Raw genomic sequence first — 25,429 nt, 5'->3', positions numbered from 1 at the left:
GGAGACAAAAATATGCAGGATGATATTCGCGCGTTTATGCCCTATCCGGCCCACCCGGTGCCGCACGCCCAGGGCGGGCCGCTGAGCGGCATGACCTTTGCGGTCAAAGATCTATTCGACGTGGCGGGCTACCCGACCGGCGGCGGTAATCCGCATCTGCTGGCGCTCTCGGGGATTAAAAGCCGCACCGCGCCGGTCGTACAAACGCTGCTGGACAGCGGCGCGCGGTTTATGGGCAAAACCCACACCAGCGAGCTGGCCTATTCGATGAGCGGCCACAACGTGCATTACGGCACCCCGCGCAACGGCGCGGCGCCGAACCATATCCCCGGCGGCTCCTCCTCGGGCTCGGCCTCGGCGGTCTCCAGCGCGGTCTGTGATTTTGCCCTCGGCACCGACACCGGCGGCTCGGTGCGCACGCCGGCGAGCTACTGCGGGCTGTTCGGCCTGCGGCCAAGCCACGGGGGGATCTCCCTCGACGGCTGCCAGCCGCTGTGCGCCACGATGGATACCTGCGGCTTCTTTGCCCGTTCGGCGGAGGTCTTTCGCGCCGTCGCCGGATGCCTGCTCGGCGGCGAGCGCCCGGCGCTAGATGACGTCAGGCTGGCCTGTCACGAGGCGCTGTTTTCCCGCCTGCCGCTGCGCAGCCAGCAGGCGCTGCTGCCGGTGCGCCAGCGCCTGAGCCGCGCTTTTGGCGAAATAGAATCGCTCAGCGAACCGCTGCCGGACGTCGACGAGATCTATCTCGCCTTCCGCCAGATTCAGGGCTATGAAGCCTGGCAGGCGCAGGGCGAGACGATTGAGCGCTACGGGCTGCAGCTGGGGCCGGACGTGCGCGAGCGTTTCCTGTGGGGGAAAGCGGTGACGGCGGCGCAGTTCGACGGCGCCTGCCAGCAGCGGGCCAGCTTCAGCGCCTGGTGGGATCGGCAGCTGGGCGAGGCCATTCTGGTGCTGCCGACGGTGCCCGACGGCGCGCCGCTGCTAACGGCGCAGGCCGATGAAATTGAGGCGGTACGCCGCCTGTCGCACGATCTGCTGCTGATTTCCGTAATGACCCGGCGCCCGCAGGTGACGCTGCCGGTCGCCCAGGTGGGCGGCCTGCCGCTGGGTATTTCATTCCTGGGGCCGCGCGGCAGCGATCGTCTGCTGGTGGAGCTGGCCGCCGCTTTTATGCAAGGAGAAGATCATGAGCAGTGATGTCCTTTTTACCCCGGCCGCCGGGATTGATGCCGGTCGGGTCAACGGCGAACGGCTGTGGGATTCGCTAATGGCGCTGGCGGAGATTGGCGCCACGCCGAAAGGCGGCTGCTGCCGTCTGACCTTAACCGATCTCGACAGGCAGGGGCGGGATTTGGTGATCGGCTGGGCGAAAGAGGCCGGGCTGAGCGTCAGCGTGGATAAAATCGGCAACGTGTTTATGCGCCGGGAAGGACGCAACGCGCAGCTGCCGCCGATCGTTTCCGGCAGCCATATCGATACCCAGCCCACCGGCGGCAAGTTTGACGGCAACTACGGCGTGCTGGCGGCGCTGGAGGTGGTGCGTACGCTCAACGACCTCGATATCGAAACCGAAGCGCCGATTGAGGTGGTGTTCTGGACCAACGAGGAGGGATCGCGCTTTGTCCCGGTGATGATGGGCTCCGGGGTGTTTGCCGGCGTGTTTGCGCTGGAAGATATCTATGCCGTGCGGGACGCGGAAGGGAAAACGGTGGGCGAAGAGCTGGCGCGAATCGGCTATATCGGCAGCCAGACGCCGGGGGAGCGGCCGATCGGCGCCTACTTTGAAGCGCATATTGAGCAGGGCCCGATCCTCGAAGCCGAAGAGAAGGTGATTGGCGTGGTGCAGGGCGTGCTGGGCATTCGCTGGTACGACTGCGTGGTCAGCGGCCAGGAGTCTCACGCCGGGCCGACGCCAATGCGCCTGCGCAAAGACGCCCTGCAGGTGGCCACCCACATTATGCAGGAGGTGGTGGCGATCGCCGGGCGCAGCGAAGAGGGGCGCGGCACCGTTGGCCGGGTGCAGGTGTATCCGAACAGCCGCAACGTGGTGCCGGGCGAAGTGAGCTTCTCTATTGATATGCGCAATCTCAGCGACGAACTGGTGGATGAGATGGACCGCCAGTCTGCGGGCGTTTATCGGCAAAATCGAGCAGGAGAGCGGCCTCGCGGTAGCGCTGAAGGAGGTCAGCCACTATCCGGCCGCGCCGTTCCACCCTGATTGCCAGGCGGCGATTGCCGCCGCGGCGCAGCGGCTGGGCTATCCGGCCCGGGCGATCGTCTCCGGCGCCGGTCATGACGCGGTGTACATGAGCTATCTGGCGCCCACCGGCATGATTTTTATCCCCTGCAAGGACGGCATCAGCCATAACGAAATTGAGTACGCCTCGCCGGAACACGTCACCGCCGGCGCTAACGTGCTGCTGCAGGTGATGCTGCAGTACGCCCGGGCGGTATAGTCCTGCGTAACGGTAGCCCGGCCCCGGGCTACCCCATCTGCTCCAGCTGGCCGCACAGCACCTCGACTCCCTGCTCGATGGCGTCGGGGTTGATGGCGTGAAAGCCCATACGAAAGAAGTTATCCGGCGGATCGTCGCTGAGAAAATGGCGCGCGCCGGGCTCAATCAGCACTCCCGCATGGGCGGCGCGCCAGGTGAGCTGCTGGGTATTGATATGCTCCGGCGTCGCCAGCCAAAAGGCGTTGGCGTACTCGCTGCCGGGAATGATCCGGCACTCCGGGAGATAGTTCTGCAGGGCGCCATTGAGCCGCTCCCAGCGCTGGGCCGAATCGTAATGGTAGCGCCGCAGGTGCGTTTCATAGTGTCCCTGGGCGAGGAAATGCGCCATTTGATACTGGATATTGGTAGGCGGATGGCGATAGATCAGGCGCCGCAGCGCCCGCGCCTCGTCGATAAGATCCGGATCGGCCACCATAAAGCCCAGGCGCAGCCCCGGCGACAGCGCCTTTGACAGGCTGCTGATGTAGACCACGCGCCCGCTACGATCGCTGGCCTTCAGCGCCGGCAGCGGGTTGAGCATAAAGTTACTCTCCGAATCGTAATCATCCTCAACGATCACCGCGTCATGGCGCGCGGCGTACTCCAGCAACTGACTACGCCGGGCCTTACTCATCGCCACGCCGGTGGGGACCTGATGGCCGGGGGTCACGTAGTAGTAATCGCAGGGGGCGTCGTTGAGCACGATCCCTTCGTCATCCACCGGATGCGGCACGATATCGGCATCCGCCAGCAGGAAGGTATTAATCGCCTCGCGAAAGCAGGGATTCTCCACGCCCACCCGGGTGGCGGAGGACATCAGCAGGCGGGTGAGCAGGTACAGCGCATTTTGCGAACCGAGGGTGATCAGGATTTCATCCGCGGCGGCCACAATTCCGCGCTTCGGCAGCACCCGGGTGCGGATCTGCTCAATCAGCATCGGCACGTCCTGGTCAACGTGATCGACTACCCACGCCGGGTCGCGCACGCCGCCGTGCAGCCAGTTGGCCGCCGAGCGCCAGGTGGCCAGCGGGAACTGGCGGGTATCCGGCTGGCCGTAGATAAACGGATAGCGGTAGTTCATCCAGCCGGCGGGTTTGAGGATCGACTCCTGCTGGCTGGGCGTGATGCGCAGCCGGGCGCCCCAGCGTGGTGCAGCGGCCTCGTCCAGCGGTGCACTTTGCACGGCGACGGGCGGGGGATAATCCGGGTGCAGATAGAAGCCGCTGCGCGGCCGGCTGATGAGATAGCCTTCGTTGACCAGGCTTTCAAAAACCAGGGCCGTGGTATTGCGCGAGACCCGCAGCTGGCTGGCCAGCTGGCGGCAGGAGGGGAGCGGCGTATCGGCGGCGAAGATGCCGCCCAGAATGGCGTTAATCAGCGTCTCTCGCACCTGTTCCTGCAGCCCGCGATGCGGGTCGAAATCAACGTGTAAAAGGTGACGGATCATGCTCGGCTCCTTACGCAAAAAACGATATCGGTCATGTTGCAATCTCCATACCACCCTGAAAATGACTGACACATCTGCGCGGTGAATCTGGCTCTATGGAGAAATTGAAAATGCTCCATACAGTAAGAAACCGTCTATCGGTCGCGGATCGGAACGTCCGTCGGCACATATTTTGCAAAACCTTTCCGTGTTCCGGAGTGAACCAGTCTGGCGAATTAATAAGGGGTAGATTGATGAACAAATCATTGGGTTCAGTATGTCTGGGCGCCGTTATGGCAATGGCTTTTTCTTATCACGCCGCCGCTGCCGATCTGCCGGCAATCGAAAAAGCGGGCACCCTGAAGGTCGCGACCGAGGATGACTACGCGCCTTTTAACTTTATGAATAACGGCCAGGCGGATGGTTTTAACAAAGATATGCTCGATGAATTACGCAAATACGCGAAATTCAACGTCGACCAGAGCATTCTGCCGTGGACCGGACTGCTGGCGGCGGTCTCAACCGGCCAGTACGATATGGCCCTCACCGGCGCGGTGATTACCGACGACCGGCTGAAGGTGTTTGACTTCACTCCGCCGTGGGCGTCGGCCCAGCACTATTTCGTGAAACGCGCCGGGGATAACTCCCTCGATACCATCGCCGCCCTAAGCGGCAAAAAGGTTGGCCTGCAGGCCGGGAGCGCGCTGCTGGCGCGGCTGCCGGAGCTGAAAGCGATGCTGGAGAAAACCGGCGGCAAGCTCGGGCCGGTGGTGGAGTATCCCTCCTATCCGGAAGCCTACGCGGATCTTGCCAACAAGCGCCTCGACTACGTGATTAACGTGGTGATTTCGGTCAACGACCTGGCGAAGTCGAAGCCCAAGGTATTCGCCAAAGGGCTGGCGGTGTCCGGTCCGGGCTATATGGCGTGGCCGATTCCTAAAAGCTCGCCGCAGCTTTTGGCCTATATGACCAAGTTTATCAACCATATGCGAGAAACGGGTCGCCTGGCGGAGCTGCAGAAAAAGTGGTTCGGCGAAACCTACGACAACCTCCCGACGGAGGCGATAACCAGCCCCGAGCAGTTCCATAAGCTGGCGGGTCTGTAACACGTCGCGGCGGGCAACCGCCGCCTGTTGATGCGAAGGAGGGCCACATGGACGCAATTTCCTGGCAGTTACTGATTGAAGGCGCGTGGACGACCCTCTGGATATCGGCCATCGCCATCGCTCTCGGGGTGGTGATTGGCCTGCTGATCGCCCTGGTGCGGATGCTGCGAATTCCGCTTGTCGATCAACTGCTGGTCGTCTATATCAGCCTCGCCCGCGCCACGCCGCTGGTAACGCTGGTGCTGTTTCTGTTCCTTTCGCTGCCGACGATAGGGATTAACCTCGATAAAAACCTGGCGGCAATCGCCGCGCTGACGCTGAATACCTCGGCCTTTAACGCCGAGATCTGGCGCAACGCGTTTCGCACCTTTCCCCGCGAGCAGCGCGAGGCCGCGGAGTCCGTCGGCATGCGGCGCTGGACCTACTTCCGCTACATTATGCTGCCGCAAATGTGGATCGAGAGCCTGCCGGCGCTGGTTAACGAGATGTCCTTTCTGATCAAGGGCAGCCCGGCGATTGCGGTGATTGGGGTGGTGGACTTAACCCGCGTCACTAACCGCATCTCCTCGGTGACCTACGAACCGCTATCGCCGATCCTCGCCGCGGGGCTGCTGTATGTGGTCATTATCGGGCTGCTGCTGAAGCTGCAGAGTATGGCGGAACGCAAAGCTAAACGCCTGGCGCGCTAAAACAGGAGATCCTATGAATCAGTGGGCCGTTATCTGGTCGGTGCGCGACAGCTTTATTGCCGGTTTGCTCGCCACCCTTGAGCTATTTATCATCGCGGCGCTGGCCGGTCTATTTATCGGGATTGCGCTGTGCTATCTCAGCGAATATCAGAAGAAGTGTCTTAACCGGCTCATTATTGGCTTCGTCAGCCTGATGCGGGCGATCCCTTTTTTAATTCTCGCCTACCTGCTCTATTACGGGCTGCCTGAAGTCGGTATCAGCCTTGAGGCCTGGACCGCAGGGCTGGTAGCGCTGATTATTTATCACGGCGCCTACTTCTTTGAAATACTGCGCAGCCAGCGGCGGGTCTTCTCCAGCGGCTATATTGAGGCGGCGGTGGCCCAGGGCTTTTCGCGCTACAAAATATTTACCCGCATTATTCTGCCCAATATCGTCTCGTCGGCGCTGCCGCTGCTCGGCAACCAGCTGATCATTTGCCTGAAAGATACCGCCTTTCTGAGCATTATCACCGTCCAGGAAATTACCGCCGCCGCCAACAGCGTCCAGGCGACTTATTTTATCCCGTTCAACGCGTTTATCGTCGCCATTGCGCTCTACTGGGCGATCGGCATTCTGCTGGAGCTGCTGATTAAGCGGCTGAGCGCCTGGGGAGCGAAAAGAGGAATGAGCCATGCCTGATTCAACCGCTGTCAGCATTAAAAACGTCTCCAAACAGTTCGATAATATTGAAGTGCTCCGCGACATCAACCTGACGGTTGAAAAAGGCACGGTGGTCAGCATCCTGGGGTCGTCGGGGTCCGGAAAATCGACGCTGCTGCGCTGCATGAACTGGCTGGAGCAGCCGGATCGCGGCGAGATCCATATCGGCGGCCTGCGCCTCGGAGTTGATGAGCGCAGCGGCCGGGCGATGTCCCACCGCCAGCTGTCGAAGGTACGAGAGCGGGTGGGCATGGTCTTCCAGAGCTTTAACCTGTGGCCGCACCTGACCGTGCAGCAGAACGTCAGCGAAGCGCTGCTGCACGTGAAGGGGATGAAGCGCGGCGAAGCCAATGAGATAGCCCTGCGTCAGCTGGAGAAAGTCGGCATGGCGCACAAAGCGGACGTCTGGCCGATCACCCTCTCCGGCGGGCAGAAGCAGCGGGTGGCGATTGCCCGCTCGCTGGCCATGTCGCCGGAGGTGATTCTCTTCGATGAGCCCACCTCGGCGCTGGATCCTGAGCTGGTCAATGAGGTGTTGGGGGTGATGAAAGCGCTGGCGGCCGAGGGCTACACCATGGTGGTGGTGACCCACGAGATGGACTTTGCTCGTCAGGTCTCCGACGAGGTGGTGTTTCTGGAAAAGGGGCTGCTGATTGAGAAAGCGCCGCCGGAGAAGTTCTTCACTAACCCGGACTCCGAGCGGGTGCGGCAGTTTTTGCAGAGCAGCCGCTAGCGCTAAAAAGCCCGCTCGGCTGGCCGACCGGGCTTTCTCAATACGCTGTTTTAATCGCGATCGATGGCGAACGGCTGCCAGGCCTGACGCACCGGCATCACCTCCACGCGGTTGATATTCATATGATCCGGCAGGGTGGCGATGTAGAACATCTGCCCGGCAATATCCTGCGCGCTCAGCGGCGTGGTGCCGCGATAGAGGTTATCGGATGCCGCCTGGTCGCCTTTGGTGCGTACCAGGGTGAATTCGGTCTCGGCGATCCCCGGCGCGAGGTCGGTGACCCGCACCCCGGTCCCCAGCAGGTCGCAGCGCAGGTTGTAGCTGAACTGCTTGACGAACGCTTTGCTCGCGCCGTAGACGTGGCTGCCCGGATAGGGCCACTGGCCGGCGATCGAGCCGATGTTGATAATCGAGGCCCCGGCGCCGTGCTTAATCAGCGTCGGCAGCAGCGCATGGGTGACGGTGACCAGCCCGGTAACGTTGGTATCGATCATCGTTTTCCAGTCCTGCAGGTCAACCTTTTGCGCCGGCTGCGGCGCCAGCGCCAGCCCGGCGTTGTTTATCAAGGTTTTGATATCGGCGAAGGCCGCCGGCAGCGCGGCCACCGCCGCCTCCACCGCGTAGCCGTCGCGCACGTCGAGCTCGATAATATGCACCGGCACCTTTTGGCTCAGCGCATCCTTCAGCTTCTCCAGCCGCGCCAGACGGCGGCCGCTGAGCACCAGCGACCAGCCCGCCTCGGCAAACACCTGCGCCGCCGCTTCGCCAAAACCCGAGGTTGCCCCGGTAATAAATACCACGTTGTTGGTCGTCATTTCATTCTCCTGTGTGCCTGGTTCATCCACTATAAAAACCGGCGACGGGCGCGCACAGGGCCAGTCGTCATGCGACGTTGTGACACCGTGTCACATCGCCTGCCGCGCACTGGCTCTATCCCTTTTTCGGCAATGCGCCCAATGATAGGGACAACAACAACGCCATCAGAGGGGCAGGGTATGAAGCTGGCACTACAAGACGATGTATCGGTAAGCAACGATGACGTACGCCAACTGGATCGCGCTTATGTATTTCACTCATGGTCGATGCAGGGCAATTTAAACCCGCTGGTGATTGCCGGAGCCAAAGGCTGCGAGCTGTGGGATTACGCAGGTAAAACGTACCTTGATTTCAGCAGCCAGCTGGTCAACGTCAATATCGGCTATCAGCATCCCCGGGTGCTGGCGGCGATGAAGGCGCAGGCTGGAGGAGCTGGTGACCATCGCGCCGGCTACCGCCAACCTCGCCCGCGGCGAAGCGGCGAAGCGCATCGTCGAGCTGGCGCCGGAGGGCTTTAGCAAGGTGTTCTTCACCAACGCCGGCGCGGACGCCAACGAAAATGCGATCCGCATGGCGCGGCTGTATACCGGGCGCGATAAGGTTCTCTCCGCCTACCGCTCCTATCACGGCAATACCGGCAGCGCGATTGCCGCCACCGGCGACTGGCGCCGGGTGCCGAACGAGTATTCGCGCGGCCACGTTCACTTCTTCAACCCGTACCTCTACCGCAGCGAATTTAATGCCGTCAGCGAAGAGGAGGAGTGCCGGCGCGCGCTGGCGCACCTGCGCAGAATGATCGAGTGCGAAGGCCCTGGCGCTATCGCCGCGATCCTGCTGGAGTCCATTCCGGGCACCGCCGGGATCCTCGTGCCGCCGGATGGCTATATGCAGGGCGTGCGGGCGCTGGCCGACGAGTTCGGCATCGTGCTGATCCTTGATGAGGTGATGGCCGGCTTTGGCCGTACCGGCAGCTGGTTCGCCTTTGAGCAGGATGGCGTTGTGCCGGATCTGGTGACCTTCGCCAAAGGGGTTAACGCCGGCTACGCGCCTGCGGGTGGGGTGCTGATTAGCGAGCCGATCGCCCGTCACTTTGACGACCACTTCTTCGCCGGCGGCCTGACCTACTCCGGCCACCCGCTGGCGATGGCGGCCATTGTGGCCACTATCGACGCGATGAAAGAGGAAAAGATCGTCGAAAACGCGGCGACGATTGGCAACGGCGTGCTGCGTCAGGGGCTGGAGGCGCTGGCGCAAAAGCACGCTATTATCGGCGAGGTGCGCGGGCGCGGGCTGTTCCAGGCGCTGGAGCTGGTCAGCAGCCGCGCGCGGAAAACGCCGCTGGCGGCCTCCGATATGGCGGCGATCAAGGGTGCATTGACCGAGGCCGGCCTGCTGGCCTTCGTGGTGGAAAACCGCATTCACGTGGTGCCGCCGTGCACCATCAGCGCCGAGCAGGTCGCCAAAGGGCTGGCTATTTTTGACGCGGTGTTCGCCCGCTTTGCCGATCTGGCGCAGTAGAACACGCGCCGCGGCCACCTCCCGGCCAGGGCATTTACGCCGGGAGCGGTCTGCGGATCGACAGCCTCAGCTCATCCGATGCTCGCCGTTGACCAGCGCTTCGCGATCGAAGAAGCGCTGGATCGCCCCTTCAGCCATAAACGCCGCCCGGTCCGACATATGGGCCACCACATCGGCGTCGTGACTGACCAGCAGGTAGGTCATACCGTGCTCCTGCTTCAGCCGGTTCAGCAGGTTGAGGATCTCCGCCTGTACCGACATATCCAGCGCCGACGTCGGCTCATCCAGCAGCAGAATCTGCGGGCGCAGCAGCAGCGCGCGGGCAATCGCCACTCGCTGGCGCTGGCCGCCGGAAAGCTGGTGCGGATAGCGGCGCGCGGCGTCGGCGGGCAGCCCTACCTGCTCCAGGGCGGTGGTAACCCGCTGCGCAATATCGCTGATGCCATGAATTTTCAGCGCCTCGGCGAGGGTGCGCCACAGGGTATGGTTTGGATGCAGCGAGGCGTACGGGTCCTGAAACACCATCTGCACGTTGCGCCGCAGCTGGCCCTGAAAGCGCACGCCCGGCGCAATGGCCTTGCCGAACAGCGCCACGTCGCCGCTCCAGTCGCGCTGCAGGCCGGCGAGTACCCGCAAAATGGTCGATTTTCCGCAGCCGGAAGCGCCGATCAGGCTGAAGGTCTCCCCGGCGTCAACGCTGAAGCTGGCGGCAGAAACCGCCGTTTTAGCGGCGAAAGTAACCCGTAACCCCGCGAGATTAACGATCGTCATGCGCCGCCTCCGTAAAGGATTGATTTCTGTCGAGGGTCGGCAGCATCCGGCCGTAGGTCCGCGCGTCGGGACGGCAGGTCCACAGCGTGCGGGTATAGGGGTGGCCGGCCGCCGGCAGATCGCGCGCCGCCATCCCGTCGACCTGCGATCCCCGATACATCACCAGCACCCGATGGCAGTGTTCGGCCACCAGCGGCAGGTCGTGGCTGATCAGCAGCATCGCCATCTGCCGCTGCTCGCACTGTTCGACCAGCAGTTCGAGGATCTGGCTGCGCAGGCGGGCGTCGAGGGCCGAGGTGGGCTCATCGGCAATCAGCACCTGCGGGTTGTTGAGCAGCGCCAGGGCGATCATCACCCGCTGGCCCATGCCGCCGGAGAGTTCCCCTGGATAGCGGCCGAGCACCGGTAAATCTAGGCCCACGGCGGCAACGGCGGCCTTTACCGCCTCCAGCCGCTGGCGGCGGTTCAGACGCTGGTGCAGCGTTAGCGCCTCCTCCAGCCTGCGCCTGGATGCTGAGCACCGGATTTAGCGCATAGCGCGGGTCCTGCAGCACCATCGCCATATCGTTGCCGCGCAGCGCGCGCCAGCCGCGGTTGTTGAGGGTTAGCGCGTCGCGGCCCAGCACGTTGAGCGCGCCGGCGCTGACCACCCCCGGCCTGCGCACCAGCCCCATCAGGGCGCGGGCGGTCATCGATTTCCCGGAACCCGATTCGCCCACCAGCGCCAGGCGTTCGTTGCCGAGCGTAAAGCTTAAATCGTTCACCACCCGGGCGCCGGGGTAATCAATGGAGAGCCCCTGGACGTTGAGTCGGATATCAGTCATGTTGCGGCTCCAGTACGTCGCGCAGGCCGTCGCCCAGCAGGTTAAACGCCAGGCTGGCGATCAGGATCGCCGCCCCGGGCGCGGCGGCAATCCACCACTGATCGAAAATCACCTGCATTCCATCGGCGATCATCGCCCCCCATTCCGCCATCGGCGGGCGGGCGCCATAGATCAGGCGCGAAAGCAGGTCGCGGCCGTAGCTATCGGTGCCGAGCCAGTGCCGGGCTCCCGGCCCCTGCAGGCGGGCGGCGGCATCCTGCCAGTTGGGATCCAGCGGCGCCAGCCACGGCGCGAACAGCGCCACCAGCACCAGCAGCAGAATAATCACCAGCCCGCAGAAGGCGGCGGGGGAGCGGCACAGGCGGCGCAAAAACAGCCAGGTTGGCATCAGCGTACCCTCGGGTCGGTTAACCGCACCAGCAGGTCGGTGAGGTTATTAATCAGGACGAAGCTGACGCCAATCAGCAGCGTGCCGCCCATGATCGCCGTGGTGTCGCCGGCAAACAGCGCGGTGGTCAGATAGCGGCCGATTCCCGGCCATGAGAAGACGGTTTCGGTGAGCACCGCGCCTTCCAGCATGGCGGTCCAGGCCAGCGCGATCACCGTCAGCAGGGTGCCGCGAATATTGGGCAGCACGTGGCGCACCAGGATCGTCATTTCGCCGGCCCCTTTGGCGCGCGCCAGCAGGATGTACTCTTTGTTCATCTCGCTCAGGCAAGCGGATCGCGTCAGGCGGGTGATGCTGGCCAGCGAGTAGTAGGCCAGCAGCAGCACCGGCAGCAGCAGGTGGCCGACGGCATTTTTAAACGCCTCTTTATCGCCAGAAAGCCAGGTGTCAATCAGCGCAAACCCGGTGCGCGGCTCGACGCTGTACTGATAGATATCGTCCAGCCGCCCCGGACCCGGCGTCCACTGCAGCCTGGCGTAGAACAGCGCCAGCATCAGCAGGCCGAGCCAAAAAATCGGCACCGAGTTGCCGAGCAGGGTAAAGGTGCGTACCGCCAGGTCCCACGGCGAGCCGACGTAGCGGGCGCAGAGCACGCCGGCAATGACGCCAAGCAGGGCGCCAATAATCAGCGCCAGCGTCGCCAGTTCGAGCGTTGCCGGGAAGGTGGAGAGCAGGTCGTGAAGCACCGGCTGGCCGGTGGCGCTGGCGGTGCCGAGATCGCCGTGGGCGAGCCGGGTGAGATAGTGCCAGAACTGCACCGGCAGCGGCCGGTCAAGGCCGAGCTGATGGCGTACCTGATCGTAGGTGGACTGGCTGGCGTGGTCGCCGACGATTTGCAGAACCCGGTCAACCGGCGACAGCGCCGAGAGCGCGAAGGTCACCAGCAGCAGGCCGAGCAGAGTCAGCGCCAGGGTGAGAAGCCCCTGAAATAGCGCGAGCAGAGGGCGCTTTACGCGCCGCTCCGCTCCGGTGGGTGAAGCAGCAGACATGGTTATTCCGTAGATAAAGAGTGTCGTGTGGCCGTTGCGGATAAACTCCCCGGAGCGCGGCGTAACCCCGCCTCCGGGTAGCTACAGCACCGCTATTTGCTGACCCGATCGTACCAGACCATATCAGCGTTCAGCCCCTGCTGATAGCCCTTGACGTTGTCGCGGACCACGATCTGCGTTTTCCCCTGATCGACAAACACGTACGGCGAGCTGCGCTGCAGCTCCTCCTGCATCTGTTTATAGAGTCCGAGGCGTTTGACGGCATCCGGCTCGGCCACCGCCGCGAGGGTGGCTTTATTCAGCTCCGGGATTTGCCAGCCGTTAAGACCGGCCACGGTGCTCGACTTACCGTCGTTGTAAGCAAAGGCGCTGGCGTTGGAGTGGGCGTCGAAGTAGTCGGGGATCCACAGCCGAATCGCCGCCTGATGCTGTTTCGCCCGCACCCGGGCGTACACCTGGCTACCGGCCGCCGGCAGCAGGTCGATCTTCACGCCGCCCTGGGCGAAGCTGGCCTGCATGGACTGGGCGATAGTGATAAACGGCGGTTTGTTTTCGACATCAAGGGTGAAGTGGGCGTCTTTAATTCCGGCTTTGGCGAGGATCGCTTTGGCTTTCGCCGGGTCGAATTTAAACGGATTGTTGTCCAGCGCCCCCGGCAGACCGACCGGCAGGAAGCTCTGATGGACGAAATACTGGCCTTTGAGCAGGTCCTTCGTGATGCCGTCGTAATCCACCAGCCAGCGCGCGGCCTCCCACAGCGCCGGGTTTTTCAGCAGCGGGTTGGCGGCGTTGCCGGTGTTAAACGCCAGATAGTTTTGTTCCGCCGACGGGATGCTCAGCACCTTCACGCCGGGCTTGCCCTGCAGGGCGGCAATCTGGTCGGCGCCCAGATCGCGGGCCACGTCGGCGTCGCCCTGCTGGATCAGCAGGCGGCGGGAGGCCGGATCGGGAACGTTTTTGATGATGATGCTTTTCAGCTTCGGCGCGCCGGTGGGCGAGCTGTCGTTAGCCTCCAGCACGATGGCCTGATGCGGCTGGTAACCGCGCATTTTAAAGGCCCCGCTGCCCGCCGAGTGCATCTTCAGCCAGCCGTTGCCGAAATCGTTATCTTTGGCATTCGGCGCCACCAGCTTCTCATCGACGATAGAGGCGATAGGCGTGGAGAGAATATTCAGCGCCACCGCCGGGCTCACCTCGGCGGTCCAGTGCAGCGTCAGCGTGTGGTCATCGACCTTTTTCAGCTGGCCGGCAATGTTGTCCGCCTGCCAGCCGAGGACGTTGAGGATAAAGGCCGGTGATTTATTCAGGGTCACCGCGCGGGTGTAGGAGAAAATAACATCTTCCGGACGTACCGGGTTACCGGAGGCGAACTTCGCCTCGGGCTTGAGCTTAATGGTCAGCGTTTTCGCCGCCGGGTCCGCCTGCCAGCTCTCTGCCAGAATAGGGGTGATTTTTTCAGGGTTGTCGCGGTCCGGCTGCACCAGACGCTGGTAGAGGCTTGGGACCGTCTGGATGCTGGAGAGTTCGTTGGCTTCCGCCGGGTCGAGGCTGACGATGTCGTCGAGGCCCTGGGCAACGACCAGGGTGGTAGGCGGCGCTGCGGGCGTGGCTGGCGGCGGACAATTTTGATGCCCAGGGGCGGCAGATAAAGCGGCTGGAGGAGTTCAGGTCAGCGATGTCCCCCTCCTGAACAGGACGGAGGGGGAGGCGCTGTTTACCAGCAGATAAATCCGCCATCGACCACCAGGTCGACGCCGGTGCAGAATGACGCGGCGTCGCTGGCGAGGAATAGCGCCGGGCCCGCCATCTCCTCAACTCTCGCCATCCGCTGAATCGGCGTCTGGCTTTCGAACTCGCGGGTCTGGTGGACCATTTCCGGGCGGGTGTTCATCGGCGTGGCGGTATAGCCGGGACTGATGGAGTTGACGCGGATCCCTTTATCGACCCACTCCATCGCCAGGCTTTTTGACAGGTGGATGACGCCCGCTTTAGAGCTGTTGTAGTGCGCCTGCTCAAGGCCGCGGTTAACGATAATGCCGGACATGGAGGCGATATTAATGATCGAGCCGCCGCCGGATTCCAGCATCATCTCCGCCTCGGCTTTACAGGAGTTCCACACCCCGGTGAGGTTGATATCAATCACCCGTTGCCACTGTTCGGTCTCCATCTCCAGCGCCGGGTTGGCGTTGGCGATACCGGCGGCGTTAACGGCGATATCGAGGCGGCCGAAGCGGCTTTTCGCCAGCGCGACGGCGGCGCGGAGATCGCCGAGCTGGCGCACGTCCCCGGTGTACAGGCAGGCCTGGCCGCCGATGGCTTCGATGTTATTCACGGTCTCGGTGAGCCCGCCGTCTTCCCGCAGATCGAAGCACAGGACCCGCGCGCCCGCGCTGGCAAGCGCGTAAGCAATGGTCTGACCGATCCCGCTGCCCGCGCCGGTGACGAAGGCGACGCGTCCCTGCAGATTAAACAGCTGCTGAGCAAAATCTTTGGCGATCATAGTAATTACTCTTTTAATGAATATCCCGTTGCCCGGAGCGGCGCAGTGCGCGCTTTCCGGGCTATCCGTTGTGAACCATCGCGTAACGGCGCTGCCCGACAATCCCCTGTGGGCATCAGGACATAATCAGGCCGCCGTCGATGTTAATCGTTTGTCCGGTGAGGTAGCGCGCGTCGTCGGAGGCGAGAAACGCCACCAGCCCGGCGACATCCTCCGGTTTCCCCGCGCGCTTCATCGGAATACCTTCAACCCACTCGGCCATCAGCTCGCCTTTGGCGTAGCGTTTGCGATCGCTGCTGAGGATTTCCCCCCACACGCGGTCGTTGTAGTCCCACATTTCGCTCTCGATAATCCCGGGGCAGAAGGCGTTGACGGTGATATTCCACGGCGCCAGCTCATGGGCCAGGCTTTGGGTAATCCCGATAACGCCCATCTTGCTGGCGGCGTAGTGCGGGGTATAGATAAAGCCCTGACGGCCCTGACCGGAGGAGGTATTAATCAGGCTGCCGTGGTTTTGCTTGACCATGTACTTAGCCGCTTCGCGGCAGCACAGCCAGACGCCGGTGGTGTTCACCGCCAGCACCTTCTCAAAATCAGCCTTTGGCATACGATCGAAGTAGTCGATAGTGATCACCCCGGCATTTTGAATGGAGACGTCAATGGTGCCAAAGCGCGCGGCGGCCTGTTCATAAAGAGACTGAACCTGGGCTTCGTTGGTCACGTCGACCACCAGTGACAAAATGTCCGCCTGGTAGCGCTGGCGCAGGGTTTCCGCGGTTTCATGAACGCGGTCGGCGTTAGAGACCATCACCAGCCTGGCGCCATCGCGCGCAAAGCGCTCGGCGATTCCCGCGCCAATACCGCGACAGGCTCCGGTAATAACAATCGTTTTGTTGTGAAAATTTCTGTTCATATTATTTTCCCTTTAGCGAGGCCGGGCGGGCGACGCCCGGCGCAATGTTAGCTGGAGGCGGCGCCGCCGGGCAGCGCGTCGGCCTGCTTCTCTTCGTGACGACGCATCAGGATGACTTTGTTCTGCAGCTTTTGCTGGAACTGGTCAACGACGACGGCGGTCACAATCACCACGCCTTTTATGACCATCTGCCAGAAATCGCTGACCCCCATCATGACCATGCCGTCGGCGAGGAATACGATAACGAAGGCGCCAATAATAGAGCCGGTGACCCGACCCCGGCCGCCCGCCAGCGCCGTGCCGCCGAGCACGGTGGCGCCGATGGCGTCCATTTCAAACATATTGCCGGTCATCGGGTGGGCGGTTTGCAGCTGGGATGCGACGATCAGCCCAACGAATGCCGCGCAGAGGCCGGAGAAGGCGTAGACGAAGATCTTCGCCTTCACGATAGGCACCCCGGCGAGGCGGGCGGCGGATTCGTTGCCGCCGATCGCGTAGATGTAGCGACCGAGGGGCGTTTTGGTCGTCAGCCAGTAGCCGAGCACGAGGAAGGCGATCATCAGCCAGATGGGCAGGTAAATGCCGAGCACGGTACCGGAACCGAGGATTGAGAAGCCGGTATTCCCCAGCGCTTCCATACCGTTGAGGTTAGGGTAGGTGCTGCCGTCGTTGAACAGCAGCGCAGAGCCCCTGGCGACGTACATCATGCCGAGCGTGCAGATAAAGGGCGCCACGCCAAAGCGGGTGATCACGGCGCCGTTAATAAAGCCGATCAGGATGCCAAAAATGGCCACGCAGAGGATCACTTCGGGCACGTTGAAGAAAATAATGCTGCCGTTCCACAGGGGCAGCCCGTTGGTCAACAGCGCCCCGGCGACCATGCCGCAGATCCCGGCGACGGCCCCGACCGAGAGGTCGATACCGCCGGTGAGGATCACCAGCGTCATCCCAATGGCCAGCAGGCCGGTGATCGCCACGTGCTGGGTCATAATCAGCAGGTTAGAAGCGGTCAGGAAATTCGGTACCATCACGCTGAAGAATGCAATGACCAGCAGCAGAGCGATAAACGTTCTGGCCTTCAGCAGGTACATATAAATCATATATTTCTGGTTCATGATGGTTTCCAGCCTGATTAATCTTGGGGTGTTGAAGCCGCGATAAGCTTTTCGCGGGTAACCGCATGGCGCGGTAAATCGGCGGTAATACGGCCATCGGCCATCACCAGAATGCGATCGGCCAGGGCCATCACTTCGTCCAGCTCCGAGGAGGAGAACATGACGGCCAGCCCCTGATGCGCCATTTTGCCAATCAGGTGATAGACGTCCGTTTTGGCGCCGACGTCAATCCCGCGGGTGGGCTCATCGAGAAGTACCACCTGCGGCTGCGTCATCAGCGCTTTACCCAGCACAACCTTCTGCTGGTTGCCGCCGCTCAGGGAGGTAATAGGCAGCTCGGGATCGCTGACCTTGATGGCGAGCTGGCGGATCATCTCCTTCACGCTGGCGTTCTCTTTATGCGGATTCAGCCATTTCCACGCCCGGCGAAAGCCCTGCAGGCTAAAGTCAGAGAGCGTCATATTGGATTGAATGGACATCATCTGCACCACGCCTTCGCCCTGGCGGTCTTCCGGTACCAGCGCCAGCCCCTTTTTTAGCCGGGTTTGAAACGGAGCTTTAGCGATATTTTCTCCGTTAAGATGGACGCTACCGGTCTGGCAGGTCATCAGGCCGATCAGCCCCTTAAACAGTTCGGTGCGCCCGGCGCCCAGCAGGCCATAGATGCCGATGACTTCGCCTTTATTCAGCGTGAAGGTCACGTCATTAAGCTTGTAGCCGCCGCTGTGATGCAGCGCGGTCAGGCCCTCCACGGCAAGCACCGCTTCGCCCTGCGGCGCCGGCTGATAGTCGAAGTGCTTTTTCTTATCCCCGACCATCTGCTCAATGATCCAGGGAATGCTGGCCTCGCTAACGGTACGTTCGCTGATAAAGCGGCCGTCGCGGAAAATCGTGATGTGGTCGCCAATCTCCATCAGCTCTTCCAGGCGATGGGAGATATAAATGATGGTGACGCCGCGTCGTTTTAGCTGCTCAATAACGTTAAACAGGACCTTAACTTCCGACTGGCTGAGCGCCGACGTGGGCTCATCCATGATCAGCACCCGGGTGTCCTTTGAGAGCGCGCGGGCGATCTCCACCAGCTGCTGATGGCCGATCCCCAGCTCGCCCAGCGGGGTGTAGGGGTCGACATTAAGTTCGAGCCTTTCCAGCAGCGATTTCGCCAGTTCGTACTGATATTTTTCGTTAATCCGGCCTTTCTGGAAAAATTCGTTCGCCATGAAAATATTATCCATGACGTTCATATTGGGGAATAAATTGAGCTCCTGGAAAATAATGCTAATTCCCTGGCTTTCGGCCTGGTGAGTTGAGCTTAATGACACTTCGGCACCGTCGAGAATAATCTGTCCGGAGGAGGGCGTTTCGACACCGGCAAGCATTTTCATCATGGTGGATTTACCCGCACCATTTTCTCCGATCAGAACGTTTACTTTATTTCGATATACCCGGTAATTAACGTTATCTAAGGCAATAACGCCCGGATAAACGCGGGACAGGGCGCGCGTTTCGATAATAACTTCAGATTCGACTGGTTGGGGAGCGACGAGGGATTGCGACGGCATCTTATTGTCCTCCGGAGCGTACGATTTTCGCTGGCGTAATATCGGGAACCGCTTGTGGAATATCCCAGGCGGAGAAGACGCCGTATATCTCGACGGTTTCACCGCTTTTTACCTGCGCAGTCTGAATCATTTTCACCGCCTGTTCATTAATGGCCCGGCCGTATTCGCCAAACAGCACCTGGTCATTAAAGTCCTGATAGCTGGTGCCTTTATCGCCATCCCGCAGCTGGGTGCCGCGAAGCGTCGGGCCAATTTGCACCACTACCGGGCCGCCGGCGCTATCTGCAACCGTCATTTTTCCGCTGCGGGAGGTAGAGTCGATCTTGTCGATTTTACCTGCGACCTTGACGTAAAAAATGCAGGGATTCTCCTCCTGGGCGCGATAGCCCAGAGCCTGACAGGCGCTATCGAAATCCTTAGCGGCGCGCAGCGCGGCCATCAGTTCGCTGACCGGGCGGGCCTGAGCCACAACCTGCGGTACGATTTTGTTCTGCCACGTTTGATCGATATTTGCCATATGCGGATTGGGCGGGGATTTAAGATCGGCCAGCTCCTGCTGGGAGACGATACGACAGCCTCCGAGAGCAAGTACGGCCAGTGCCAGCCAGGTTTTTTTGTACATATTACTCTCCTACGCGCCCCCGAAGGGGCGCAACAACCCGAACTCAGGATTTGATGTTGAAGTCCTGAACTTTATCTGCGTTATCTTTGGTTATCAGAATGCCGCGGAACATGACGCGTTGCTTCGCGGGTTTGACGCCTTTTTGCAGGTAGTTATCGAGGTCGGTAACGCCCTGCGCCGCAATCGACTGGGCCTGCAGCATAACGGTTGCCTGCAGCGTGCCGGCCTTGACCGCATCACGCTCGTCGTTGCTGCCGTCGATGCCGACCACTACGACGTCAGTCCGGTTTGCCGCCTTGAGGGCGGCGATGGCGCCAAGCGCTACCGGACCGTTGCCGCAGATCACGCCTTTGACGTCAGGGTGGGCCTGCAGGATGCTGTCCATAATGCGCTTACCGTCAATTAGCGTACCTTTAGCATCCTGTTTAGCGACGCTGACCATATCCGGATATTGGTCAATCACCTGGTGGAATGATTTAGAACGCGTAACGCAGTTATTATCCGCAAGGTTGCAGGTGAGTTCGGCGTATTTCCCTTTTTCCGCCATTTTCTCAACAAAGACGTTGGCGACTTCCGAACCAGCCTGGAAGTTATTATGCGTAATCTGCTCCAGAGCTACGTCATCGACAGGAATTTCCCGGTTAATTAATATAATCGGAATACCCGCATCTTTAGCTTTTTTAATCGCCGCGACGCTGGCGGTGGAGTCGGCGTTATCCAGAATAATGCCCTGAACTTTTTTACCGATAGCGGTATCAATCAATTCGTTCTGTTTTTTTACATCTTCGCCATGAGACAGGATGGTGGTGTTATATCCGAGTGCTTTTGCTTTCTCGCTGGCCCCTTTGGCTTCAGAAGCGTAATAGGGGTTATCCAGCGAGTTAACCATGATCATGATGGTGCCCTTTTCTACTGCCTGGGCAGTAAAAGAAAGCGCGGTCAGGGTTGCAGCGGTTAAAAGCGTTAAACGTAATTTCATGACAATGTTCTCTCTGTGTTGTTATTGTCGGGTACGGTGAAACAACGTAAGTCCGGAAAGGCGGTTGTATGGGCCGGAATTCTCCTTCTGTTAATGATTAAGGTTCGTCACCCGCGGATTCCCTGGTGGGCGTCAGGCGCACGTCGCCGGTTTCCATAATGTTCTCTCCACCGCATGGCGCCACTCCTGCCATCGTGCCTGCAGGCGCTGGTGGCGGGCCATGTCGGGATTAAATGTACCGTGTGCGGTTAAAAAGCTCGTCAAATCGACCGGCGCATTGGGATTGAGCGCCTTGCGGGCCAGCAGGGCCGCGCCAATGGCCGAGAGCTCGGGCACATCGCTGCGCATAACCGGGCAGCCCAGCAGATCGGCCTGGTACTGCATGAGCCAGTCGTTTTTGGTCGGTCCGCCGTCGACCATCAGCGCCGAGAGGCTGAAATCATCATGCTGGCGCATGGCGACAACCACGTCGGCAATCTGGTAGGTGATAGATTCCAGCGCGGCGCGGATCAGGTGCGCCCGCTTAACGCCGCGGCTCAGCCCGCAAATCACGCCGCGGGCGCTATCGTCCCACCACGGCGCGCCGAGCCCGGTCAGCGCCGGCACAAAATAGACCCCCATCGTCGACTCAACCGAGGCGGGCAGGGTGTTCAGCTCGTGGCCCAGTTCGTCGGCGGTGAGTTCGCTCAGGCCGGTGCTGTCAGCCATCCACGCTACGGCATCGCCGGTGTGGGGAATGTTGCCTTCCAGCCCGTAGGTGATGCGCTCGCCGTCATGCCAGGCAATGGTGGTGGCCAGCGCGTCAATATCGCACTGGGCTGATTTAACCGGCGCCATCACCGACGAGCCTGTGCCGTAGGTGGCTTTCACGCACCCGAGTTCCCCCAGCGCATGGCCAAAAAGCGCGGCGTGGGAGTCGCCGACCATTGACATGATCGGAATGCCGTCAGGTATCGCCGCGAGTCCGCGGGTGTAGCCAAATAATCCACTGGATGGCTTAATTTCCGCCAGCGCGGCGCGGGGGATCTGGAACAGGGCCAGCATGTCGTCATCCCACTGCCCGCTTTGCAAATTGAGCAGCTGGGTGCGCGCGGCGTTGGAGTAGTCGCAGCAGAAGGCGTCGCCGTGGGTTAAGTTCCACAGCAGCCAGCTATCGATGGTGCCGAGGCAGATCTCGCCGCGTTCGGCGAGAAGGTGACCCTCGGGGATGGACTCCAGCAGCCAGCGCATTTTGGAGGCGGAGAACAGCGGCGCAATCGGTAGGCCGGTGGTGGTTTTAATCTGCTGCTCTTTGCCCGCATGGCGCAGCTCGTCGCAAAACGCGGCGCTGCGGGTGCATTGCCAGGTGATGGCGGCGTTAACCGGCTTTCCGCTGTGGCGATACCAGCCGATGGCGGTTTCCCGCTGGTTGCTGATGGCTAATGCGGCCACGTTATCCGCGCCAACGTGCGCAACCGCTTTGGCAATCACCGCAAGCGAGGCTTCGATCAGCGTCTCGCCGGATTGCTCGACCCAGCCATCGCGCGGGGTTTGAATCGCCAGGGGCTGTGAAAATTTCACAATAACGTTGCCACGGCCGTCGAGCACGACCGCTTTGGCATTGGTCGTTCCCTCGTCGAGTGCAATAATGAACTCTTGCTGTGTTGCCGACATGAGATAGTCTCCTGAGTCACATTTCGTCCTGGCGCTGAGGGGCGAACATTCCTCGCTATCGCGTTGCGATTTAGCAGGGCATGATGTGACATTTCGTTATCACTTTTGTAATCACTGAATATATATTCGATAGTGATTATTTATTTAAATACCTTAGCCAGAAACTTTCCCCGGGGCTAGAGGGAAAGTTATCAATTGTGCTGGCAATCACACTTATCTGCATGGATAAATGCGCGGAGGGCTGGCGGGCTAAGCGCGGCGCTATTTTATCAGTCCATTGAAATATATATGTTTATTTTGCACGCCTCGGCATCGGAAAGGGCGGCGCAGAGGCATGCAAAAAATATCTGCGGGAAAATTAGCCGGCGATCAGCAGCCTTGCGGTCGGGTAATCGGTGATTAAAACGTCGATATAGCCGCCGGAGAGGGCGCCTTTGATCGCCGCTACCTTATCGCTACCGCCGGCCAGCGCCACGACGTTGGGGCATTTTTTTACTTTTTCCAGCGCCATGCCAATAACAGGATCTTCATCATCGCGTAACACGGCCTGGCCCTTTTTGTCGTAATAGTGCAGGCAGATATCCCCCACCGCTCCGCGTTCGGCCAGCACCTGCAGCATATCTTCGTGGTAATAGTTACCTGATGTTTTCAGCAGCTGTGAAGGTTCGAGGATCCCGATCCCGACGATGGCAATATCGACCTCATCGAAGCGCGAAACCACGTCGGCGACGTCCTGACTGGCAATGAGGCGGTTTTTCTCGGCCATCGAACCTTCAATGCTTTGCGAAGGCAGCAGCCAGGCCTGGCAGTTAAGATGCTGGGCGAGCGTCTGGGTCAGGATGGTGGCCTGCACGTTGCCGTTTGGCCCCACGCCGCCAAGCAGTTGGATGACGCCGCTGGCCTTCAGGTTCTGCGCGTGGACCTCATCGACCATCGCCCTGATGGTCGAACTCCATGAGGAGACGCCGATCAGATCTTTTGGCCGCAGGCGGGTTTCCAGATAGTGGGCCGCAGCGGAGCCAATTGCGCGCTTGAGGGTATGATCGCTGGCATCCTCTTCGGTATCGACGACGATAGCCTGCTTAATTCCGTAGCGATCTTCGATGCCTTTTTCGAGGTTAAGAAAAATATTCGAGGGCTGAACGACGCTAATTTTTACCACCCCTTCCTTCTGGCAGCGGGTGATGGCGCGGGAGACAAATGACTGGGAGAGCGACAGAAGTTGTGCGATGTCGGACTGCTTTCGTCCTTCAAGATAGTAAAGCGTGGCAATCTTAACTAACAGCCTTTGTTCATCCTGCTTAGCCATATATATCCCCGAAAATCATTAACGTCTATCCATTATGCTATACCCGTCAGGCCGAAAATTGCCCGTCCGCTGGCGTTGCGCATCTACCGCGCCGGCCCTCTGCCTGAGCAGACTGCAGTGCGAATAATTCAGGGTATAGAGGCTTTTATCATACGTGAAAAAGAAAGAGAACTAAGTGTGATGAAACTCTAACTTTTATCAATCCTCAAAATCAGCTATGGACAAAAACAGAACATCTGTCGCATAATTGAATAAAGAATCATCATTGAATATATATTCATGGTGATATCAAGTCAACTGAAAACTTATCCAGGCGCAGACAGGCCTGATAGTAAGGAGGCAGAATGTTCCTGAGTATGATGCAGCGGCGGAAGCCTGATGATGCGCTGCCTGGGGATGTCTGGTTTTTTTAGTCCCTGACGGAATAAATATTCCAAGTTGAAATTAAATTCAGAGGTATTAAATGAATCCCTATAGCTACGATGTCCAGGCTCTTGAGCGTCAAGCTCGCGCGGTGCGCCGCCATATTATCAGATTGAACGCCAACAGCCCGGCCGGGGGCCACACCGGCGCCGATCTGTCGCAGGTAGAACTTTTAACCGCCCTCTATTTCCGCGTGCTAAACGTCTCCCCGGAGCAGATTGCCGACCCTGAGCGGGATATTTACATCCAGTCTAAAGGCCATGCGGTGGGGTGCTATTACTGCGTGCTGGCGGAAGCCGGTTTTTTCCCGGTCGAGTGGCTGGCGACCTATCAGCATGCCAACTCGCACCTTCCTGGCCACCCGGTTCGTCAAAAAACTCCCGGCATTGAGCTGAATACCGGGGCGCTGGGCCACGGTTTGCCGGTTGCGGTGGGGCTGGCGCTGGCGGCGAAAAAGAGCAACAGCGCCCGGCGCATCTTTTTAATTACCGGCGATGGCGAACTGGCGGAGGGCAGCAACTGGGAAGCGGCGCTGGCCGCGGCGCACTACGGGCTCGATAACCTGATTATTATCAACGATAAAAACAATCTCCAGCTTGCCGGGCCGACCCGCGAGATTATGAATACCGACCCGCTTGCCGATAAATGGAAAGCGTTTGGCATGGCCGTGACCGAGTGTCAGGGAAACGATATGGCCTCAGTGGTGGCCGCTCTGGAAGGGCTGCAGCAGGCGGGTAAACCTAACGTTATTATCGCGAATACGACAAAAGGCGCCGGTATTTCCTTTATCCAGGGGCGTCCGGAATGGCACCACCGGGTACCGAAAGGCGAAGAGATTGAACTGGCACTGGAGGAACTGAAAGATGAGTAATGCAGAACACCTGGCAAGCGTAATGGTGCAAGCGTTTATTGACGCGGTAGAAAGCGGCGTTGATCTGGTGCCGGTCGTTGCTGATTCCACCTCGACGGCGAAAATTGCGCCTTTTATTAAACAATTCCCCGGTCGTCTGGTTAACGTCGGGATTGCCGAACAAAGTATGGTCGGCATGGCGGCCGGGCTGGCGCTGGGGGGGAAAGTTGCGGTGACCTGTAACGCCGCGCCCTTCCTGATTTCTCGCGCCAATGAGCAGATCAAAGTCGACGTCTGCTACAACAACACCAACGTTAAGCTGTTTGGCCTGAACGCCGGAGCCAGCTACGGCCCGCTGGCGAGCACCCATCACTCCATTGACGACCTGGCCGTGATGCGCGGGTTCGGCAATATCCAAATCTTTGCCCCCTCTACGCCGCGCGAATGTCGGCAGATAATCGACTACGCCATTCAGTATCAGGGGCCGGTCTATATCCGCCTTGACGGCAAGGCGCTGCCGGAACTGCTCGACGAGAGCTATCGCTTTGTGCCGGGGGTGGTGGTTACCCTGCGCGAAGGCCGGGATATTGCGCTGGTTGCGACGGGCTCGACGGTGCATGAGATCGTTGACGCTGCGCAACTGTTGGCGGAACAGGGCGTTGACGCGAAGGTGGTGAGCGTACCGTCGATTCGCCCTTGCGACACCGCAGCGCTGCTGGCGGCGCTGAAGGGCTGTAGCGCGGTCATCACGGTTGAAGAGCACAACGTCAACGGCGGGCTTGGCAGCCTGGTTGCCGAAGTGCTGGCCGAAGGCGGCGCCGGTATCCCTCTGAAGCGCCTAGGGATCCCTGACGGCGAGTATGCGGCGGCGGCGGATCGCGGCTGGCTTCGTCAGCATCACGGTTTCGACGCGCCGGCGATCGCGGCGCTGGCCCGCACGCTGCGCTAACCCTGGCGAAAACCCGTGCGGGCAGCCGCGCGGGTGGCG

At 60.4% G+C, this 25,429-nt stretch carries 20 protein-coding genes and 4 pseudogenes; 9 read left to right on the top strand and 15 right to left on the bottom strand.

What is annotated here, in order from left to right; genetic code table 11:
- The first annotated feature begins 12 nt into the window (after nucleotides 1-12).
- Nucleotides 13-1,197, top strand: a complete 1,185-nt coding sequence (locus ABOC21_RS17980; RefSeq protein WP_426812753.1) for an amidase — start codon at nucleotides 13-15, stop codon at nucleotides 1,195-1,197.
- Nucleotides 1,187-2,456, top strand: a pseudogene (locus ABOC21_RS17975) (Zn-dependent hydrolase). The gene ABOC21_RS17980 and the pseudogene ABOC21_RS17975 overlap by 11 nt, the downstream one beginning before the upstream one ends.
- Before the next feature lie 28 nt (nucleotides 2,457-2,484).
- Here the strand turns inward: ABOC21_RS17975 and ABOC21_RS17970 are convergent.
- On the bottom strand, nucleotides 2,485-3,942 hold the full coding sequence (locus ABOC21_RS17970; RefSeq protein WP_426812752.1) for a PLP-dependent aminotransferase family protein: 1,458 nt from the start codon (nucleotides 3,940-3,942) through the stop codon (nucleotides 2,485-2,487).
- Nucleotides 3,943-4,175: 233 nt separating this feature from the next.
- Between ABOC21_RS17970 and ABOC21_RS17965 the strand changes: the two genes are divergently transcribed.
- From ABOC21_RS17965 to ABOC21_RS17950, 4 genes are read left to right on the top strand one after another with little or no spacing between them, the layout of a single operon-like run.
- On the top strand, nucleotides 4,176-5,027 hold the full coding sequence (locus ABOC21_RS17965) for a transporter substrate-binding domain-containing protein (protein WP_426812751.1): 852 nt from the start codon (nucleotides 4,176-4,178) through the stop codon (nucleotides 5,025-5,027).
- Between the two features lie 47 nt (nucleotides 5,028-5,074).
- Nucleotides 5,075-5,716, top strand: coding sequence for an amino acid ABC transporter permease (locus ABOC21_RS17960; RefSeq protein ID WP_426812750.1), 642 nt, complete (start codon nucleotides 5,075-5,077; stop codon nucleotides 5,714-5,716).
- Between the two features lie 13 nt (nucleotides 5,717-5,729).
- Nucleotides 5,730-6,395, top strand: coding sequence for an amino acid ABC transporter permease (locus ABOC21_RS17955; RefSeq protein ID WP_426812749.1), 666 nt, complete (start codon nucleotides 5,730-5,732; stop codon nucleotides 6,393-6,395).
- Nucleotides 6,388-7,149 (top strand): amino acid ABC transporter ATP-binding protein, encoded by a 762-nt coding sequence (locus ABOC21_RS17950; protein ID WP_426812748.1) that lies wholly within the window; start codon nucleotides 6,388-6,390, stop codon nucleotides 7,147-7,149. Before ABOC21_RS17955 ends, ABOC21_RS17950 begins: the two co-directional genes overlap by 8 nt.
- A gap of 50 nt (nucleotides 7,150-7,199) precedes the next feature.
- Here the strand turns inward: ABOC21_RS17950 and ABOC21_RS17945 are convergent, their stop codons facing one another.
- Nucleotides 7,200-7,964, bottom strand: a complete 765-nt coding sequence (locus ABOC21_RS17945) for an SDR family NAD(P)-dependent oxidoreductase (RefSeq protein WP_426812747.1) — start codon at nucleotides 7,962-7,964, stop codon at nucleotides 7,200-7,202.
- Nucleotides 7,965-8,144: 180 nt separating this feature from the next.
- On the opposite strand from ABOC21_RS17945, the pseudogene ABOC21_RS17940 reads away from it, so the two are divergent.
- A pseudogene (locus ABOC21_RS17940) lies at nucleotides 8,145-9,483 on the top strand (aspartate aminotransferase family protein).
- 66 nt (nucleotides 9,484-9,549) lie between these two features.
- Here the strand turns inward: ABOC21_RS17940 and ABOC21_RS17935 are convergent.
- The 13 genes and pseudogenes from ABOC21_RS17935 to ABOC21_RS17875 form a co-directional block, all read right to left on the bottom strand.
- Complete coding sequence (locus ABOC21_RS17935; protein ID WP_426812746.1) at nucleotides 9,550-10,254, bottom strand: ABC transporter ATP-binding protein; 705 nt, start codon at nucleotides 10,252-10,254, stop codon at nucleotides 9,550-9,552.
- Nucleotides 10,241-11,078: pseudogene (locus ABOC21_RS17930) on the bottom strand (ABC transporter ATP-binding protein). The gene ABOC21_RS17935 and the pseudogene ABOC21_RS17930 overlap by 14 nt, the downstream one beginning before the upstream one ends.
- Entirely contained in the window at nucleotides 11,071-11,466 is a 396-nt protein-coding gene (locus ABOC21_RS17925; protein WP_426812745.1) for a hypothetical protein, read from the bottom strand. The pseudogene ABOC21_RS17930 and the gene ABOC21_RS17925 overlap by 8 nt, the downstream one beginning before the upstream one ends.
- The gene (locus ABOC21_RS17920) at nucleotides 11,466-12,515 is read right to left on the bottom strand and encodes an ABC transporter permease (RefSeq protein ID WP_426812744.1); all 1,050 of its coding nucleotides are present in this window, start codon (nucleotides 12,513-12,515) and stop codon (nucleotides 11,466-11,468) included. Before ABOC21_RS17920 ends, ABOC21_RS17925 begins: the two co-directional genes overlap by 1 nt.
- Nucleotides 12,516-12,607: 92 nt before the next feature.
- Nucleotides 12,608-14,162 (bottom strand): annotated as a pseudogene (locus ABOC21_RS17915) (ABC transporter substrate-binding protein).
- 67 nt (nucleotides 14,163-14,229) lie between these two features.
- Complete coding sequence (locus ABOC21_RS17910; RefSeq protein ID WP_426812743.1) at nucleotides 14,230-15,015, bottom strand: SDR family oxidoreductase; 786 nt, start codon at nucleotides 15,013-15,015, stop codon at nucleotides 14,230-14,232.
- A 115-nt stretch (nucleotides 15,016-15,130) separates the two neighbouring features.
- On the bottom strand, nucleotides 15,131-15,928 hold the full coding sequence (locus ABOC21_RS17905) for an SDR family oxidoreductase (protein WP_426812742.1): 798 nt from the start codon (nucleotides 15,926-15,928) through the stop codon (nucleotides 15,131-15,133).
- 47 nt (nucleotides 15,929-15,975) lie between these two features.
- Nucleotides 15,976-17,043, bottom strand: coding sequence for an ABC transporter permease (locus tag ABOC21_RS17900; protein WP_426812741.1), 1,068 nt, complete (start codon nucleotides 17,041-17,043; stop codon nucleotides 15,976-15,978).
- Between the two features lie 17 nt (nucleotides 17,044-17,060).
- Entirely contained in the window at nucleotides 17,061-18,605 is a 1,545-nt protein-coding gene (locus ABOC21_RS17895; RefSeq protein WP_426812740.1) for a sugar ABC transporter ATP-binding protein, read from the bottom strand.
- Nucleotide 18,606: 1 nt separating this feature from the next.
- A complete protein-coding gene (locus ABOC21_RS17890) occupies nucleotides 18,607-19,227 on the bottom strand; it encodes a DUF2291 family protein (RefSeq protein ID WP_426812739.1) in 621 nt (206 codons plus the stop codon).
- Nucleotides 19,228-19,270: 43 nt separating this feature from the next.
- Complete coding sequence (locus tag ABOC21_RS17885) at nucleotides 19,271-20,206, bottom strand: D-ribose ABC transporter substrate-binding protein (RefSeq protein WP_426812738.1); 936 nt, start codon at nucleotides 20,204-20,206, stop codon at nucleotides 19,271-19,273.
- A 132-nt stretch (nucleotides 20,207-20,338) separates the two neighbouring features.
- Nucleotides 20,339-21,859, bottom strand: a complete 1,521-nt coding sequence (locus ABOC21_RS17880; RefSeq protein WP_426812737.1) for an FGGY family carbohydrate kinase — start codon at nucleotides 21,857-21,859, stop codon at nucleotides 20,339-20,341.
- 358 nt (nucleotides 21,860-22,217) lie between these two features.
- A complete protein-coding gene (locus tag ABOC21_RS17875; RefSeq protein WP_426812736.1) occupies nucleotides 22,218-23,168 on the bottom strand; it encodes a sugar-binding transcriptional regulator in 951 nt (316 codons plus the stop codon).
- Between the two features lie 463 nt (nucleotides 23,169-23,631).
- Here ABOC21_RS17875 and ABOC21_RS17870 point away from each other — a divergent pair, with 463 nt between their 5' ends.
- Both ABOC21_RS17870 and ABOC21_RS17865 read left to right on the top strand, forming a co-directional pair.
- Nucleotides 23,632-24,462 (top strand): transketolase, encoded by an 831-nt coding sequence (locus ABOC21_RS17870; RefSeq protein WP_426812735.1) that lies wholly within the window; start codon nucleotides 23,632-23,634, stop codon nucleotides 24,460-24,462.
- Nucleotides 24,455-25,390: a transketolase family protein gene (locus tag ABOC21_RS17865; protein ID WP_426812734.1), complete on the top strand. Its 936-nt coding sequence runs from the start codon at nucleotides 24,455-24,457 to the stop codon at nucleotides 25,388-25,390. Before ABOC21_RS17870 ends, ABOC21_RS17865 begins: the two co-directional genes overlap by 8 nt.
- The last annotated feature ends 39 nt before the right edge of the window (nucleotides 25,391-25,429 follow it).

Source organism: Klebsiella sp. WOUb02, assembly GCF_050058015.1.
Classification (GTDB): domain Bacteria; phylum Pseudomonadota; class Gammaproteobacteria; order Enterobacterales; family Enterobacteriaceae; genus Klebsiella.
This window is presented reverse-complemented; position numbering and strand designations above follow the sequence as displayed.

Coding starts and splice junctions, on each gene's coding strand:
- ABOC21_RS17970 (WP_426812752.1), bottom strand. CDS start 3,942: ATGATCCGTCACCTTTTACACGTTGATTTCGACCCGCATCGCGGGCTG.
- ABOC21_RS17960 (WP_426812750.1), top strand. CDS start 5,075: ATGGACGCAATTTCCTGGCAGTTACTGATTGAAGGCGCGTGGACGACC.
- ABOC21_RS17900 (WP_426812741.1), bottom strand. CDS start 17,043: ATGAACCAGAAATATATGATTTATATGTACCTGCTGAAGGCCAGAACG.
- ABOC21_RS17875 (WP_426812736.1), bottom strand. CDS start 23,168: ATGGCTAAGCAGGATGAACAAAGGCTGTTAGTTAAGATTGCCACGCTT.
- ABOC21_RS17920 (WP_426812744.1), bottom strand. CDS start 12,515: ATGTCTGCTGCTTCACCCACCGGAGCGGAGCGGCGCGTAAAGCGCCCT.
- ABOC21_RS17880 (WP_426812737.1), bottom strand. CDS start 21,859: ATGTCGGCAACACAGCAAGAGTTCATTATTGCACTCGACGAGGGAACG.
- ABOC21_RS17905 (WP_426812742.1), bottom strand. CDS start 15,928: ATGAACAGAAATTTTCACAACAAAACGATTGTTATTACCGGAGCCTGT.
- ABOC21_RS17895 (WP_426812740.1), bottom strand. CDS start 18,605: ATGCCGTCGCAATCCCTCGTCGCTCCCCAACCAGTCGAATCTGAAGTT.
- ABOC21_RS17935 (WP_426812746.1), bottom strand. CDS start 10,254: ATGACGATCGTTAATCTCGCGGGGTTACGGGTTACTTTCGCCGCTAAA.
- ABOC21_RS17945 (WP_426812747.1), bottom strand. CDS start 7,964: ATGACGACCAACAACGTGGTATTTATTACCGGGGCAACCTCGGGTTTT.
- ABOC21_RS17870 (WP_426812735.1), top strand. CDS start 23,632: ATGAATCCCTATAGCTACGATGTCCAGGCTCTTGAGCGTCAAGCTCGC.
- ABOC21_RS17980 (WP_426812753.1), top strand. CDS start 13: ATGCAGGATGATATTCGCGCGTTTATGCCCTATCCGGCCCACCCGGTG.
- ABOC21_RS17950 (WP_426812748.1), top strand. CDS start 6,388: ATGCCTGATTCAACCGCTGTCAGCATTAAAAACGTCTCCAAACAGTTC.
- ABOC21_RS17885 (WP_426812738.1), bottom strand. CDS start 20,206: ATGAAATTACGTTTAACGCTTTTAACCGCTGCAACCCTGACCGCGCTT.
- ABOC21_RS17910 (WP_426812743.1), bottom strand. CDS start 15,015: ATGATCGCCAAAGATTTTGCTCAGCAGCTGTTTAATCTGCAGGGACGC.
- ABOC21_RS17955 (WP_426812749.1), top strand. CDS start 5,730: ATGAATCAGTGGGCCGTTATCTGGTCGGTGCGCGACAGCTTTATTGCC.
- ABOC21_RS17865 (WP_426812734.1), top strand. CDS start 24,455: ATGAGTAATGCAGAACACCTGGCAAGCGTAATGGTGCAAGCGTTTATT.
- ABOC21_RS17965 (WP_426812751.1), top strand. CDS start 4,176: ATGAACAAATCATTGGGTTCAGTATGTCTGGGCGCCGTTATGGCAATG.
- ABOC21_RS17890 (WP_426812739.1), bottom strand. CDS start 19,227: ATGTACAAAAAAACCTGGCTGGCACTGGCCGTACTTGCTCTCGGAGGC.
- ABOC21_RS17925 (WP_426812745.1), bottom strand. CDS start 11,466: ATGCCAACCTGGCTGTTTTTGCGCCGCCTGTGCCGCTCCCCCGCCGCC.